Annotated in this window: 11 protein-coding genes; 6 read left to right on the forward strand and 5 right to left on the reverse strand. The window is 65.1% G+C overall.

Annotated features, from left to right (window positions below):
* Positions 1–551: 551 nt before the first annotated feature.
* Positions 552–2,105 carry a mechanosensitive ion channel family protein gene (locus OUZ49_RS00845; RefSeq protein WP_266148004.1) on the forward strand — a complete coding sequence of 518 codons (1,554 nt, stop codon included), beginning with the start codon at positions 552–554 and terminating at the stop codon, positions 2,103–2,105.
* 57 nt (positions 2,106–2,162) lie between these two features.
* The gene (locus tag OUZ49_RS00850; RefSeq protein WP_266148005.1) at positions 2,163–2,789 is read left to right on the forward strand and encodes a hypothetical protein; all 627 of its coding nucleotides are present in this window, start codon (positions 2,163–2,165) and stop codon (positions 2,787–2,789) included.
* A gap of 60 nt (positions 2,790–2,849) precedes the next feature.
* Here OUZ49_RS00850 and OUZ49_RS00855 read toward each other — a convergent pair whose 3' ends face one another.
* Genes OUZ49_RS00855 through OUZ49_RS00870 form a run of 4 tightly spaced genes read right to left on the reverse strand, consistent with a single transcriptional unit; the run spans position 2,850 to position 7,815 of the window.
* Positions 2,850–4,067, reverse strand: coding sequence for an AGE family epimerase/isomerase (locus OUZ49_RS00855; RefSeq protein ID WP_266148006.1), 1,218 nt, complete (start codon positions 4,065–4,067; stop codon positions 2,850–2,852).
* Complete coding sequence (locus tag OUZ49_RS00860; RefSeq protein ID WP_266148007.1) at positions 4,064–5,041, reverse strand: carbohydrate kinase family protein; 978 nt, start codon at positions 5,039–5,041, stop codon at positions 4,064–4,066. The genes OUZ49_RS00855 and OUZ49_RS00860 overlap by 4 nt, the downstream gene beginning before the upstream one ends.
* Positions 5,042–5,050: 9 nt before the next feature.
* Positions 5,051–6,754 (reverse strand): glucose/galactose MFS transporter, encoded by a 1,704-nt coding sequence (gene gluP / locus OUZ49_RS00865; protein ID WP_266148008.1) that lies wholly within the window; start codon positions 6,752–6,754, stop codon positions 5,051–5,053.
* A gap of 14 nt (positions 6,755–6,768) precedes the next feature.
* The gene (locus OUZ49_RS00870) at positions 6,769–7,815 is read right to left on the reverse strand and encodes a LacI family DNA-binding transcriptional regulator (RefSeq protein WP_266148009.1); all 1,047 of its coding nucleotides are present in this window, start codon (positions 7,813–7,815) and stop codon (positions 6,769–6,771) included.
* A gap of 153 nt (positions 7,816–7,968) precedes the next feature.
* On the opposite strand from OUZ49_RS00870, the gene OUZ49_RS00875 reads away from it, so the two are divergent.
* From OUZ49_RS00875 to OUZ49_RS00890, 4 genes are all read left to right on the forward strand, one after another.
* Complete coding sequence (locus OUZ49_RS00875; protein WP_266148011.1) at positions 7,969–10,332, forward strand: GH92 family glycosyl hydrolase; 2,364 nt, start codon at positions 7,969–7,971, stop codon at positions 10,330–10,332.
* Between the two features lie 103 nt (positions 10,333–10,435).
* Positions 10,436–12,232, forward strand: a complete 1,797-nt coding sequence (locus OUZ49_RS00880) for a sensor histidine kinase (RefSeq protein ID WP_266148615.1) — start codon at positions 10,436–10,438, stop codon at positions 12,230–12,232.
* The gene (locus OUZ49_RS00885) at positions 12,229–12,675 is read left to right on the forward strand and encodes a response regulator (RefSeq protein WP_266148013.1); all 447 of its coding nucleotides are present in this window, start codon (positions 12,229–12,231) and stop codon (positions 12,673–12,675) included. Before OUZ49_RS00880 ends, OUZ49_RS00885 begins: the two co-directional genes overlap by 4 nt.
* A 30-nt stretch (positions 12,676–12,705) precedes the next feature.
* Positions 12,706–14,286, forward strand: a complete 1,581-nt coding sequence (locus OUZ49_RS00890) for a hybrid sensor histidine kinase/response regulator (protein ID WP_266148014.1) — start codon at positions 12,706–12,708, stop codon at positions 14,284–14,286.
* A gap of 417 nt (positions 14,287–14,703) precedes the next feature.
* Here OUZ49_RS00890 and OUZ49_RS00895 read toward each other — a convergent pair whose 3' ends face one another.
* A complete protein-coding gene (locus tag OUZ49_RS00895; protein WP_266148015.1) occupies positions 14,704–16,110 on the reverse strand; it encodes a sigma-54-dependent transcriptional regulator in 1,407 nt (468 codons plus the stop codon).
* Positions 16,111–16,144: the final 34 nt, after the last annotated feature.

Raw genomic sequence — 16,144 nt, forward strand, 5'->3', positions numbered from 1 at the left:
CACTCCCCAATCAGCTAGATGCCGAGGTGACCCGGGCGCGGCATTCGGCCATCGGGGGGCGGCCCCGATGCTCACGCCATCGTGACGACGGGCGCGCTACTTAGCCTGTGGTGGCCGCTTGACGCCTTCGGGTACTGGCAGGACCCGATGGCTCCAGGGAAGCGCGTCCCCTGAGTGGCAAGAGCACGACCGGGAGCATGACGACGACTTCCCGGAAGCGTTGCGCCGCGGCCATCCATGGGCGCTGCTGGCGCGGGGAGGATGCCGTAAAGAAGGCTTGCCGCAATTCGTCTCATGGCCGGGAAGGGCTTTGACACTTTATGGCGTACACGAACGACCCCGTATGCGTTGACCGAGGGCAGGCACGGGAGGGAGGCGAGCGCCAAGGCCCGCATGCGCGGCGGACTTTGTGCTGGCTGCTCGTGCTTTGGCTGGCCTGCCTGCCGGGCCTTTCCCTGGCAGCTGTGCCACCAGCGAGCGCGGCGAGCGCACCGTCGGCCCTGACGGCGTCAGAGACGCCGACGTATCCGATCATCGTGTGGAATCGTACGGTGACGACGCTGTCCGTACCGATTCGTGGCCTGTCGGCGCGCGATCGCGCCGCTGCGGCGAGCAAGCGGATCGGCGACGCGCTGGACAAGTTGACGGTCGACGACATCTCCGAAGTCTGGGCCGAGTCGGGCGCGGACAAGGGCGTGATCATTCGGGCCGACAACGTGGTGCTGTTCGCTATCCTCACCGGCGATGTGGCGGGCGGCGATCGCGCGGCGGTGGAGCAGGAAGGACATCGAGCGGCCGAGGTGTTGCGCAGCATCGTCAAGGAGCGATCCGAGGCGCGCCGGCCGATGGAATTGTTCACGGATATCGCCATGGCCGTGGTGGCCACGCTGGTGCTGGTGCTGCTGTGCTGGTTGATGATGCGGCTCAATCGTGTCGTGCAGCGCCAGCTGATCGCGATCACCCGGGTGCGCTTGCGCCTGAACATCGCCGGCTTCGATTTCCGACCGCTGGTATGGAGCACGTTGCGGCGCCTGGTGTCGCTGGTGCACCTGCTGCTGGTGCTCTTCCTGTTCTACCTGTGGCTGAGCTACGTGCTTCGGCAGTTCCCTTATAGCCGTCCATGGGGTGCTCAGCTCGGCCTGTACATGCTCGACCTGGGGCTGCAGATGCTCACGGTCCTGGTTGGGCAGATTCCGAACCTGCTGACCATGGTGGTGATCTTCCTGATCACGCGGGGCATTATTCGGTTGGTCTCCGCCTGGTTCCATGCCGTGGAGCACGGCAAGGTGCAGGTGGGTTGGCTTGATCCTCCGACGGCTTCGATCACGCGCAAGCTGGTATCGGTCCTGGTCGGGCTGTTCGCGCTGGTGGTCGCCTACCCGTATATACCGGGTGCCGGCAGTGACGCGTTCAAGGGTGTCAGCGTGTTTGTCGGCTTGATGGTGTCGCTCGGCTCCGCCGGCATCGTCAATCAACTGATGAGCGGGCTGGTGGTGCTGTATTCGCGTGCCGTGCGCGTGGGTGATTTCGTGCACGTGGGAGACCACGAGGGCACGGTGCGCGAGATGGGGGCGCTCTCGATCAAGCTGGTCACGCGCACGCACGAAGAGGTGATCATCCCGAACTCGGTGCTGTCATCCACACCGCTGCGCAATCTCACGCGCCAGGTACAAGAAGGCGCCCTGCTGCTCACTACCTCGGTGACTATCGGCTACGACACGCCGTGGCGACAGGTGGCGGCCTTGCTGGAACTGGCCGCCTCACGCACCGCCGGCCTGCTGCGGGAACCGCGGCCGTTCGTGCTGCAGACCGCGTTGTCAGACTACTACGCCGAATACGAGCTCAACGTGGGAAGCCTGGATCCGGCGATCTATGTCCAGACGCTGTCCGACCTGCATCAGAACATCCAGGACGCATTTAACGAGTTCGGCGTGCAGATCATGTCGCCTCACTACCGCCGGCAGCCGGACGAAAAGGTCTGGGTGCCGACGCAGCATTGGTACGACCCTCCCGCGCGCGAACCGGCTGGCTCGGATCCTGCGGAGGCTTCAGATAGCAGCAAGGGCAGCGCGGCGTCGGCTGCCGATAGTGGGCCGCCGGCGTAATGCGCCTGCGGTCAGGAGACCCGTCCCTGTCCACGTGACCCGAAGGAGATCGTCATCATGAACACCCGGCATTGTTCCCGTTCCTATCTGCTTGGCGCTGCCATCGCCATGGCCCTGCCGCTGGTTGCCGTTGCCCAGCCGCAGGAGGTGGCGCATTCGTCAACAGTGACCAGCACGGCGCACGAGATGGCGCGCAGCGAAGACACGCTCAAGGCCACCGTCGTGAAGGTGGATCACGACACCCGCATGATCACACTGCGTAGCGCCGACGGTGAGGAAGCCACGATCGAAGCCGGCCCCGACGTAAAGAACCTGGACCAGCTGAAGGCAGGCGACCTGGTCACCGCCCACTACCAACGTGCGCTGGCGCTCGAGCTATTGCCTGCCGGTAGCGCATCGACCGGCGTGGCCGTCGAAGGTGGTGTCGTCGGCGCTCCCAAGGGCCAAAAGCCGGGCATGACGGCGGGCCATTCCGTCACCATCGTCGCCAAGCTCGCGGCTGTCGACATGAAGAATCACACGGTGACCCTCCAAGGGGACAATGGCGAGAAGCACGTGATCGAGGTGAAGGATCCGGCGCGCCAGGCAAGGATGAGCCAGCTGAAAGTGGGCGACATGGTGCGCATCACTTACGTGGAGGCGGTGGTGGTCACGGTCACGCCGCAGGGCAAGGCAAAAGGCTGAGCTACCGCGGGAAGGTCGCGCGTGCGACCTTCCCGGCGGTGCAGGCAGCTTGCCGAGGGCTCAGGGCACGCCGCCTTCGCGGATCAGTTCCATCACCTCGTAGCATGCGCCCATGGTGTGGTAGTCGGTCTTGCCGGCCGGACTCTTGTCGTCGTCGAGCTTGCGGTTGTCGCGGCTGAGGATGCGGTACCAGGCGCCGTGCTGGTGGTCGATGAAGTGCTGCCAGGCGTAGTCCCACAGCTTCGTGTACCAGCTGTCGTATGCAGCCAGCCCGGTGCGCGCGTGCAGCAGCGCAGCGGCGGCCAGGGATTCGGCCTGCACCCAGAAATACTTGTCGTCGTCGCAGACCCGGCCGTCCGGCGCAAAGCCATAGCAGATGCCGCCATGTTCGTTGTCCCACGCGCGAGCGAGGGCGGTGTCGAACAAGCGCATGGCGGTGGGCGCCAGCCAGTTTTCCTCGCGGCCGCGCTCGAGCAGCAGCGGCTCCATGATCAGCAACAGCTTGGCCCACTCGGTCTGGTGGCCGGGCTGGAAGCCCCAGGGGCGGAACAGGTGCTTGGGGTCGTCGCGGTGATAGTCCCAATCGACCTGCCACTGGCTGTCGTAGTGCTCCCACACCAGGCCATCGGCCTTGGCGGCCTGCCGGCGCGTCATATGGTCGGCAAGCGTGAGCGCGCGCTCCAGGTAACGCGGTTCGTCGGTGGCCTGATAGGCCGCAAGCATCGCCTCGCACATGTGCATGTTCGCGTTCTGGCCGCGATAGCCACTGAACTGCCAGTGCTCGTCGGCTTCATCGCGGTAGAGACCTGCCTCGGCATCCCAGTAACGCTGCTCGAGCAGGTTCCAGGTCTCGTCCATCCACGCCTCGGTTTCCTTGATGCCGGCCTTGCGCGCGGTGGCGTAGGCCAGCAGCACGAAGGCGACGCCATAGGCGTGGTTGGTGCGGTCTTCGGGTTTGCCGTCGCGAATTGTCCATGCATAGCCGCCGGAGACGGAGTCGCGATGCACCTCGCGCAGATAACGCAGGCCGTGCCATACGGCCTCGAGGTAGTCGGCGTTGCCGAACTCGCGCGCCGCCATCGCATAGTTGAAGACGAAGCGCGTGCTGCTCACCAGGTGACGATAGCTGCGATCGTAGATCGTGCCATCGTCCTTGAAGTAGTGGAAGAACCCGCCGGCGGGGTCGATGGCACGTGGATGATAAAACGCCATCGTCTGCGCGACGTGCGCGCGCAGGAACGCCTCGCTGCGGAAATCGGGCGTTGCAGCCGTGGTCATGCGTAAGTCTCCATGAAGCTGAGCACTTCGGCCTCGTCCGGCATCGCGGCGAACGAGCCCTGGCGGGTGACGGTCAGCGCGCCGCAGGCCGCGGCGAAGCGCAGGGCGGCGTGCAGGCGCGGCAGCTCGGTGACGAGCCGGTCGAGACGATCGCCGCTGGCATCGAGCCCGGCGAGCTTGCACAACAAGCCGCCGACAAAGGCATCGCCCGCGGCGGTGGTGTCCACCGCAGGCACGGCATAGACCGGCAATTCGCCGTCCGCATCGGGATGGAACCAGCGCAGCGGGTTGGCGCCATCGGTGACGACCAGTAAACGCACATGGCCGGCCCACAGCCGTTCCAGCGTCGCCTCTTCGCCATCCACCGCCAACCAGCTGAACTCCTCGGCGCTCAGCTTCACCACATCAGCCAATTCAAGCGCTGGCCACAGCAAGGCACGCGGCTCGACCTCGCGCGGCCAGAGCGCCGGGCGCAGGTTGAGATCAAAGCTAACCAGGGCGCCGGCCGCGCGCGCACGACGCATGCCTTCGCGCGTGGTTTCGGCCAGTTGCGGGTCGGTCATGCTGTTGGAGCAGACGTGGAAAACGGCCGCTTCGCGGAAACAGTCGTCGCTGAAGTGTTCGGCGCGAAACAGCAGGTCGGCAGACGGCGGACGATAGAAACTGAAGCTGCGCTCGCCCTGCGCATCGAGTGCGACAAAGGCGAGCGCGGTGTTCGCCTCGCCGGTACGCGCCACAGCATGCGTGTCGACGCCTGCGCGCTGCAGGCTGTCAAGCAGGAAGTCGCCGAACAGGTCCTTGCCCAACATGCCGGCGAAGGCAGCCGCGCCCCCCAGGCGCGCCACCGCGACGGCGACATTGGCCGGTGCGCCGCCCGCATATGGAACGAAGCTGCGTGGAAAGCCGAATTCATCGCCGCCTTCGCTGTGGAAGTCGATCAGTGCTTCGCCAAAACAGAGAATGGTGCGTGACATCAAGGAATCTCAGGAAGTAGAAGCGGGCAGGGCTTGGTCGCGTATGTGCGAGCCGCGCAGGCCATAGAAGACGATATACGCGTAGCAAAGTACCGGCAGGATGAAAGCGTGCTGGATGCCGAGGCGGTCAGCCAGCACGCCTTGCACCAGCGGCAGGATGGCGCCGCCGACGATGGCCATCACCAGCAGGCTGGACGCCTTGCCGGTCATCGGGCCCATGCGCTCGATACCCAGCGTGAAGATGGTCGGGAACATGATGGAATTGAACAGGCCGATGGCGATGACGCTGGCCATCGCCACCTGGCCATGCGTGAGCATGGTGGTGATCACCAGCAGGCCGGCGATGGTCGCGAAGGCCGCCAGCAGCTTGCGCGGATTGATCCATACCAGCATGGCCGAGCCAGCGAGACGTCCCACCATGGCGCCGCCCCAGTACATCGACACATAGCGCGATGCCTGTTGCTCGCTCATATGTCCGATATCGGGCAGCGAGAGGTAGTTGACCAGGAAGCTGCCGATTGAGACCTCGGCACCGACGTAGAAGAAGATCGCCAGTACGCCGAAGAACACATGCGGATGGCGCAGAGCGTCGAGCAGGGTGTGATGGGTCTGGTCCGCCCGTTCGGTTGCCTCGGTCAGTGCGGGCATGCGAAACATCCACACGCCGGCCGCGAGGACGATCAGGACCAGGCCCAGTCCCAGGTAAGGCGCGCGGACCAGGTCCGATTGTTTCTGGCGATAGCTGCTCAGTTTCTGCCGGGTGTCGACGGACAGCTTTTCGCGTACGGACAGCAATTGCGCCGCTGTGGTTGCGTCCAGACGTGCGGCGGTGAGTTTGTCGAGCGCGCTGGCGAGTCGATCCGCCGGCAAGGCCGCCATGCGCTCGGTCGATTGCGCGGCCAGGGTGGCCGCCAGCTGGTTGACCGGAAGCTTGTCGAGGACGTCCGCCAGTCGCTCCGGCGGCAACTGGCTCATCGTCGCCGCCACCTGGTCGCTCGGCAACCGATCGAGCGAGCCCGCGGCCGCATCGCCGAGGGCGGCGATCAGGCGGTCGGCAGGCGCCTGTTGCATGGCGACGATGGCTTGCGCGGGCTCGGCATTGTTGAGCGCGTGCACGAGCGTCACCGTCTCCGGCGCCTTGTGCAGGCTCGGCGGTATCGACGCGGACGTGGCGGAAAGAATCAGCAAGCCGCCGAGCAACGGCCCTAGCGTCGTGCCGAGCGAGTTCATCGCTTGCGCCAGGGTCAGGCGGCTTGAACTGGTGCGCTCCGGTCCCAGCAGGGCGACATACGGATTGGCCGCCACCTGCAGCACCGTGATGCCGGTGGCCAGCACGAACAGCGCAGCGAGAAACGCCGCGTAGGAGTGCAACTGCGCCGCGGGCCAGAAGCCGAAGGCGCCGAGCGCGGCGATGCCCAACCCGGCCACGATGCCCTTCTTGTAGCCGAGCGCCGCCACCAGCCGTCCGGCGGGCAGCGACATCAGGAAATACGCGCCGAAAAACGTGAACTGCACCAGCATGGCTTGTGCGTAGTTCAGCTCGAACACCGACTTCAGGTGCGGAATCAGGATGTCGTTCAGTACGGTGAGAAAGCCCCACATGAAGAAAATCGTGGTGGCCACCGCCATTGCCAGCGGGTAGTCGGTATAGCGTGTCTTGCCAATGCCCTGCGACGCGCCGGTCGACAAGGTGGGAGGGGCTGCGAAGGCCATGCGGATTCCGTCGGTCAGAGGGGAGGACAGCTGCTTTCGCGCACCACCAGCTCCACCGGTGCGACGACGGTGCCTGCCTTGGCCTGCGGTTGTTGCAGACGGGCGAGGATAAGTTCGGCAGCCTGGCGCCCACGCGCACGAGGTGCCGTGGACAAGGTGGTCAGCGGCGGCATGCTCAGTGAGGCTTCGGCGATATCGTCGAAGCCGGTCACGGCGAAATCACGCCCCGGCTGGCGGCCATGTTGATTGAGGCCCAGCATCAAGCCCAGCGCCACGGCATCGTTGTAGCAAACCGCGGCGGTAAGCGCGGCATCGCCAGCGAGCAGGGCGTGCGTGGCGCGCGCCGCATCGACACGCGTCGGTGCACTTTCCACGCGCCAGTTCGGCGCGATGGCCAGGCCGGCGGCCTGCATGGCCTGCTCGTAGCCGGCATAGCGCTCGCGGCTGGAGCTGGAATCGTCATGCCCGCCAAAGAAGCCGATGCGGCGATGCCCCTGCGCGATCAGGTGTTCCGTGGCCAGGCGCGTGCCGCGCTGGTTGTCCAGCATCAGCCGGTCCCAGTGCGCGTATTCCGGCAGGGTGCCCCCCAGCTCGCGGTTGAACAGCACGACCGGTGTGCGTGCACCGACGGCCGCCAGCACGGCGCGCGCTTCACTGCCCTCCGCCGGCGAGAGAATGATGCCGCCCGGGCCATGCTCGATCAGCGAGCTGAGCACGGCGTGTTCGCGCGAGCTCGACTCGCCGCTGCTGCCAAGCAGGGTGACGAAGCCTGCTTCACCAAGGGCTTCGTCGACACCCGCGGCGAATTCGGCGAAGAACGGGTTCGCCAGTTCATTGACGACCAGGGCGATGCTCGACGACGTCCGTCGACGCAGGTTGGCCGCGGCGCGGTTGTAGACATAGCCCTGGCGACGCAGTTCGTCTTCGACCCGCGCACGGGTATGCTTGTTGACCAGCGGGCTGCCGCGCAGCACCAGCGATACGGTGGCGCGCGACACGCCGCAGCCGGCGGCGATATCGTTCAGGGTGATTTTGCGATCAACGGATGTCTGGCTTTCCATAGCGGGCCGCTGTGATTAGAACGATCTAAATGTAACCTGCCCCCGCGGTGAAACGGAAACAGATTCGATGGCGCGATGCAGCATGCATGAGCGCACTGGGGAATGTTAGTTTTCGAATTTAGAACGATTCAAATCTCTTCCTGAGGGGAATCCATGAGCTGTTTGCCGTCCCGTGCATGGCTGCCGAGCCTGCTTGCCGCCGCGCTGTCCTTGTCTTCCGGCCTGAGTCACGCGGCCACCGGCCATGCCGAGGACGTCGATCCAAGTATCGGCACCGGAGGCGATGGTCATACCTTTCCTGGCGCGACGATGCCGTTCGGCATGATCCAGCTGTCGCCGGATACCGCCATGCCGGACTTCAAGCACGCCTACAAATGGGCGGCCGGCTACCAGTATGGCGACAGCAGCCTGCTGGGTTTCTCGCACACGCATTTTTCCGGTTCGGGACATTCGGACCTCGGTGACGTGCTGGTGATGCCGATTGCCGGTGACGTGCGGCTTGAGCCGGGCGATGTGGCCAAGCCGGGCAGTGGCTACCGCTCGCGTTTCAGCCATGACAGCGAGACGGTACAGGCGGGTTATTACGCGGTGACGTTGAGCGATTACGGCGTGCGCGCCGAATTGACCGCCGGGCGTCGCGTCGGCTGGCACCGCTACACCTTCCCGGCTGGCAAGCCGGCGCACCTGCTGTTGGACCTGCGGCCGAGCATTTACGACTACCAGGGCAAGGTGCTGTGGTCGAGCCTGCGCGTGTATGACGACGGCACCGTGACCGGTTGCCGCACGACCCGTGGCTGGGCACCTGGCCGCGAACTGTGTTTTGCCATGCGCTTCTCGCAGCCGCTGCGTTCGCGCACGCTGTTCAACCGCGAGACGGACAATCTCTACAAGGGCTTCGCCGGCCCAGGCCATCAGCCCGAGGACCGCGATGCGCAAAGCGGGCGTGCGCTGGAAGCCGTCTTCGATTTCGGCGAACTGAAGCAGCCGCTGGGCGTCAAGGTGGCGATTTCGCCGGTGAGCGAGGACAACGCCATCGCCAATCTCGATGCGGAAGGGCAGGGCTGGGACTTCGACGCCCGCCGCGCCGAAGCGCGTGCCGCCTGGGACAAGGCATTGGCGGTGATCGATGTGGACGCATCGAAGGACCAGCGCGTCGGCTTCTACACCTCGCTATACCACGCCATGTTGTCGCCCACCCTGAGCATGGATGTGAACGGCCAGTTCCGTGGCCCCGATGGCGCCGTGCATCAGGCCACCGACACGAACGGCAAGTTCGAATTCCACTCGACCTGGTCGCTATGGGACGTGTATCGCGCCCAGCAGCCGCTGATGGCCTTGCTGATGCCCCAGCGCAGCACCGACTTCATCCGCTCGCTGATCGCCGCGCGTGAGGCCAGCCCGTTCGGCATCCTGCCGGTATGGGCGTACCAGGGCCTGGAGACGTGGTGCATGATCGGTTACCACGCGGTGCCGGTGATCGCCGATGCGTATATCAAGGGTGTGCGCGGCTTCGATGTGGATGCCGCACTCAAGGCGATGGTAGCCAGCGCGACCTATGCGCCCTACGGCGGCCTGGGCGACTATATGAAGCTCGGCTATGTGCCGATCGACAAGGAACCGGAGGGCGCGTCCAAGACCCTGGAATACGCTTACGACGACTGGTCGCTGGCGCAGATGGCCAAGGCCGTGGGACGCAAGGACATTGCCGCCACGTTCGACAAGCGCGCCGGCAACTGGCGCCACGCGTATGACTCGAAGACCGGCTTCATGCGTGCGCGCAAGGTCGATGGCAGCTTCCGCGAGCCGTTCAACCCGGACACCGCCGGCTATGGCACCGACTATACCGAGGGCAATGCCTGGCAGTACTCCTGGTACGTGCCGCAGGACGTCGCCGGTCTGGTCAAGGCGATGGGTGGCGATGCCAACTTCGTGACCAAGCTGGACAGCGTGTTCGACGCCAAGGTCGATCCATCGAAATTCGCCAACGTGGAAGACATTACCGGCCTGATCGGCTGGTATGCCCATGGCAACGAACCCAGCCATCACCTGGCCTACCTCTACGATTATGCCGGCGCACCGTGGCAGACCCAGAAGCGGCTCAAGCAGATCATGGACAGCCAGTACGCGCAGCGTCCGGATGGACTGGCCGGCAACGACGACCTGGGCCAGATGTCGGCCTGGTACATCTTCACTGCCCTGGGCTTCTACCCGGTGACCCCGGCCAGTGACGAGTACGCCCTGGGCCGGCCCTTCGTCTCTCGCGCCACCCTGCACCTGAGCAATGGCAAGGACTTCACGGTCACCGCCGAACCACTGGATGACGCCCACCCCTATGTCGGTACTGTCACCTTGAACGGCAAGCCGTTGGATCGCGTCTTCCTGCGTCATGGGGAAATCCTCGCCGGCGGCGAACTGCACTTCACCATGCAGGCGGAACCCAATCGCAGCTGGGGGCGGGCCGCTGAGGCCAGGCCGTCGTCGATGAGCGGCCCAGGGAATCGCTGGCCCGCTATGTAAGAAATCCCTGGGTTATAAAGCTGGCAATTCCCAGGGTGATTCTGCAAACATGGCCTACATGTTGCGCTCATCCTGGAAATTGGCGTCGACGTTGCGGCCCGCCATGAAGGACCGCATGGCGCTGCGTTGGCGCCTGGGTGGCCTGTTGTTCGCCGTGCTGGTGATCGTGGCGTTGCCCTATATGGTGACGCGCAGTGGCGCGGGCGAGGCGATCAAGGCCAACGAGCGCGTGACGCACTCGTCGGAAGTGAAGTCGCTGACCTACCGGATCGCCTATGTGACACGCGACAGTGAGGCGGCGATTTACCGCCTGATCAATGGCGACGTCGATCCCCAGGTGCGCATGCGGGCCCAGCGCGCCAGCCATCAAGTGCCAGCATTGCTGGCCCAGCTGCGCGAGATGACGCGCGACAGTCCGGACCAGCAATCCCTGATCGGCGCCCTGGGTTCCACCGTCAACGGCCGGCTGGCGCTCACCAGCCTGGCCATCCAGCGCTTCGAGCAGCACGACCAGGCCGGCGCCAGCGACGCCATGCGCGATTCCGGCACGCTGTTCAAGATGGACGACCTCATCGACGGCATCGTGCGCAATGAGGACAGCACCCTGCTGGCGCGCCGGACCGAAGCCCAGCGGGAATCCTTCAACAGCAGCCTGGCGCTGGCGATCACCGCGATTGCGCAGATCGTGCTGCTGACCATCGTGGTCATCGTGTCCGAACGCCAGATCAGCCGGCGCCTGCGCGCCGAGGTACGCGAAGGGCAGGCTGTGCAGCGCTCGCAGCTGATCGTGCAGGCGGTGCGCGAGCCGATTGCCTTGCTCGACACCTCGCTCGGTACCCTGCTGGTCAATGCGGCGTTCGGCGAGCTGTATGGCTTGCCGCCGGATTTCCGACAGTCGCTGCCGTTGACCGAGATCGGCGACGGCGCCTGGACCGACAGCGCGCTGCTGCAACGCCTGAACGACGTGCTGCTGCTGGATCGCGAACTGTGGGACTACGAGCTGATCCAGCGCACCGTAGATGGCGTCGACCGTCACGTGGTGATCAATGCCCGCCGCCTGGAGCAGGATGGCGAGGGCGAGCCGGTGTTGCTGTTGACGCTTAGCGACGTGACCGCACGCGCGCTGGTCGAACAGCAGGTGAAGGAACTCAACCGCCAGCTCGAAGGCAAGATTGAACAGGTGTCGGACGTCAACCGCGAGCTGGAAGCCTTCAGCTATTCGGTGTCGCATGACCTGCGCGCGCCGCTGCGCCACATCAGCGGTTTCGCTGGCAAGCTGTCGCATCATCTGGGCGATGGGGCCGACGAGAAGGCGAAGCACTACATCGAGGTGATCAACGATGCCGCCCGCCGCATGGCGCTGTTGATCGAGGACCTGCTGGTGTTCTCGCGCCTGGGTCGAGGCGCGCTGCGCCTGCAGCCGGTGGACATGCAATCGCTCGCCGACGAGGCGCGCGCGCTGGCCGAGACCGATGCGCACGGCCGCCATATCGTGTGGTCGATCGCGCCGCTGCCAATCGTCATCGGCGACGAGAACATGCTGCGCACGGTGTGGCAGAACCTGCTGGGCAACGCCGTGAAGTACACCGGCAAATGCGAGGTCGCGCGCATCGATGTCGATGTCCAGCGCAATCGGGATGGCAGTTACGAATTCCTGGTCAGCGACAATGGCGCCGGCTTCGACATGCAGTACGCCGGCAAGCTGTTTGGCGTGTTCCAGCGCCTGCATCGCGCGTCCGAGTTCCCGGGCAACGGCATTGGCCTGGCCAATGTCCGCCGCATCATTTCGCGACATGGTGGCCGCGTGTGGGCGGATGCGAAGCCGGACCAGGGCGCCCGCTTCCATTTCACGCTGCCGTCCTCCGATCTGGCGGAGAGTCTTGCCCAGAGGCGGCCATGAATCACCGTGATATCCGCACCATCCTGCTGGTCGAGGACAGTCTCGCCGACGCTGAAATGGCGCTCGACGCGCTCAACGGCGCCCATCTCGCCAATCCCGTCGTGCACGTGGAAGATGGCGTCGACTGCCTGGATTATCTGTATTGCCGCGGCGAGTGGGCGGGGCGCGAGCCGGTCGATCCCGCCGTGGTGCTGCTCGACATCAAGATGCCGCGCATGGGCGGCATCGAGGTGTTGACCCACCTGCGCGCCGACGAGCGCTTTCGCCGCGTGCCTGTGGTCATCCTGTCCTCGTCGCGCGAGGAGAGTGACCTGGCGCGCAGTTGGGACATCGGCGCCAATGCGTACGTAATCAAGCCGGTCGACGTCGATCAGTTTTTTGACGCCGTGCGGACGCTGGGACAATTCTGGGCCGTGCTGAATCAGGGCCCGGAGCAGGATTGAGTCGGATCGAAACAGGCTCTGGAGTGGCGAATGCCAGATAGGCACCAGTGGGGTCTTGCCAGAATACGCGTGCTGCAGATCGAGGACAGCCAGCTCGATGCCGAACTCGTGTTGTCGGAACTGGATGCCGACGCGATCGAATACGACGTACGCCTGGTGGACGAAGAGCGCGATTACGTGGCGGCGCTGGAGGAGTTCGATCCGCACATCGTGTTGTCCGATCTGAGCATGCCGGGGTTTTCCGGCCAACGAGCGCTCGACCTGTTGCGCGAACGGGACCAGGATCTTCCTTTCATCTTCGTCTCGGCCACCCTGGGCGAAGAGGCAGCGATCGAGGCACTGCGCAACGGCGCCACCGATTACATTCTCAAGCAGAATCCCGCGCGCCTGGCTTCCGCGGTACGCCGCGCCTTGCGCGAGGCCGACGCCCAGCGGGCACGCCGGCGCGCCGAAGCGGAGCTGATCCGCGCCCAACGTTTCGAGAGCCTGGCCATGCTCGCTGGCGGTCTCAGCCATGACCTGCGTAACCTGCTGCAACCCTTGTTGCTGGCTGGCGACAGCCTTCAGGACTATCAGCAGGACCCCCGACTGGCGCGCCTGGGCCGCCTTGTGCGCGACTGTGGCAAGCGTGGCCTGGACATGGTGCAGTCGATGCTCTCGTTCGCGCGTGGCGCGCGGCGCGCCGAACAGGTGCGCGTCGGCGCGCTGCTCGACGCTCTCGCCTTACTGTTGCAGGGCAGTGTGCCGCGTGCGGTCATGCTGGAGATGCATGCGGACGATACCGAGCTCACCTTCGACGGCAATCACACCGAACTGCAGCAATGCCTGTTGAATCTAAGCCTGAATGCGATCCAGGCCATGCCCGACGGAGGCAGCCTGCGCATCGAGACGACGCAAGCAGCCCTGCAGGAATCATTCTTCGCCAGCGACGAGGAAGCGCACGCGGGCAATTACCTGTGCCTGACCGTTGCCGACGCCGGTATGGGCATGGACGAAGCCGTGCTGCAGCATCTGTTCGAACCGTTCTTCACGACCAAGGACACGGGCACGGGCCTGGGCCTGGTGTCATGCAAGCGCATCGTCACGGCGCACGGTGGCGTCATGCGGGTGGAAAGCACGCCGGGGCAGGGCACGCGTTTTCATATCTACATCCCGTTGCTGGAGCGCTCCGCCGAAGCCGTCGAGCAGGAAGAGCATTTCAATCTGCAGGGCGAGGCGGAACGCGTCCTCGTGGTCGCCGAAGAAGCCGGCCAGCTATCGCTGCTGGTCGACACGCTCGACTCGTGGGGTTATCAGGCCCACGCCAGCCAAAGCGGCACGGCGGCGTTGCAATGGATCGAAGCGCAGGGCGTGCCCGACCTGGTGGTGATGGATGCGGACATGAACCTGTTCACCGGCGTGCGCACGCTGGCCGCCCTGATCGACCACGGCTATCGTCGCGCCGTCCTACTGCTGGCGCGCCCCGATGCACCACCGGACATGGACGAACTACCGGTGATGGAACACCTGTACCTGGTCGACAAGCCGATCTCGACGCAAAAGCTGTTGCGGACGGTGCGTGAGGCACTGGAGGCGGGGGCGGCGACACAGTTGCCGGAGGGGCCGCTGTAGGGAGTTTGGCGGCGGCGCTGGCGCAAACTGGGCGGGCGCGAGGCGAGCAGAAACAGAGCGCTCGCTTACCGCCATCCCCACCATCTTCCCTCACCGTCATCCCCGCGAAAGCGGGGATCCAGCGCCTTTGCCTTTGATCAGCGTGACCGTGATCGGACTCGCCTGCGGCGGCCCTCAAGCCCGCCACAGGCGAGCTAAGTCTCGTGAGTGCAGCCGAAAATGCAAAAAGCACTGGATCCCCGCTTTCGCGGGGATGACGGTGAGGGGTGTTCAGCGCGCTTGGCCAGTAATGCGGCGATTAAAAGCCACAGGGATGGCGGCATGGAATCCAGGGGATCCAACGATCCACCAACGGCCCGCCTTGAGGATTCGAGGACCCATAACAAAAAGGCCGAACAGCGTTCGGCCCTTTTGCGATCAATCGATACCCAGCTTCTTCAACTTGTAGCGCAAGGCGCGGAAGGTAATCCCCAGCTTCTTGGCCGCCGCCGTCTTGTTGTAACGCGACTCCTCCAGCGCCTTGATGATGGCCGTGCGCTCGAGGTTGCTGATGTAGTCGTCCAGGCCACCGTCGGCCGTTGGCGACGCGGCAGGGGCGGGCGGGGGCGCCATTGGCGCGCCGCCGGCCATGGCCGGGATCGCCTCGGCGGCAGCGCGTGCCGTGCGCTGCGGCAGCATCAGGTCGCTGACGTCGATCAGGTCGCCGTCGCACATGGCCATGGCGCGTTCGAGGATGTTTTCCAGCTCGCGCACGTTGCCGGGGAAGTCATAGCTTTCCAGCGCCTGCAACGCCGCGGGCAACAGTTGGCCCGGGCTGTCGCCGCTCTTGGCGGCCAGCTGGCGCAGCACGAAGTTCGACAACAAGGTCACGTCGCCACGCCGCTCGCGCAGCGGTGGCACGCGCAGTTCGATCACGTTGATGCGATAGAACAAGTCCTGGCGGAACTGGCCTTGCTCGACCAGGGTGGCGAGGTTCTTGTGGGTGGCGGAGAGGATGCGTACATCCACCGGCACCTCCTCGCGCGCACCAATCGGACGCACAGCCTTTTCCTGGATCGCGCGCAGCAGCTTCACCTGCATGTGCAGGGGCAGCTCGGCCACCTCGTCGAGGAACAGGGTGCCGCCGTTGGCGGCCTGGAACAGGCCTTCCTTGTCGCCCGCGGCACCGGTGAAGCTGCCCTTGCGATGACCGAAGAACTCGCTCTCCATCAGTTCGGACGGAATGGCGCCGCAGTTCACCGGCACGAACGGACCGCTGGCGCGCGGACCCTGTTCGTGGATCAGGCGGGCAACCAGTTCCTTGCCCACGCCGGATTCGCCGGCGATATAGACCGGCGCCTGGTTGCGCGCCAGTTTGCCGATGGTGGCGCGTACCTGCTGCATCGCCGAGGAGTCGCCGATCAGCCGTTCGTTGGAATCCTGCCGCGCGGAGGCGGCGTGGCCGCTGCGCTTTTCCTCGGCCAGGGTCAGGGCCGTGCGCACCAGGCGGCGCAGCATCTGGATGTCGACCGGCTTGGAGACGAAGTCGAAGGCGCCGGCCTTGAGCGCGCTCACGGCGGCATCGACGTTGCCGTAGGCGGTGATCATGGCCACCGGCGTATCGGGATGTTCGGCTGAAATCAGCTCGATCACCTCGTGTCCGGTGCCATCCGGCAGGCGCATGTCGGTGAAGCAAAGGTCGTAACTGCGCTCCCCGAGAGCGCGTCGGGCTTCGCCCACGGTACCTACCGCATCGACCTGGAGGTCCATGCGGCCCAGGGTGATGGTTAGCAGTTCGCGGATGTCGCGTTCGTCGTCAACGACCAGGACGGTCTGTGCGCTCATGGTTTCTCGGGAAGTAGGTAGCGCGGAAAGGTTA

The sequence above is a fragment of the Dyella halodurans genome (assembly GCF_026283925.1).
Taxonomy (GTDB): domain Bacteria; phylum Pseudomonadota; class Gammaproteobacteria; order Xanthomonadales; family Rhodanobacteraceae; genus Dyella; species Dyella halodurans.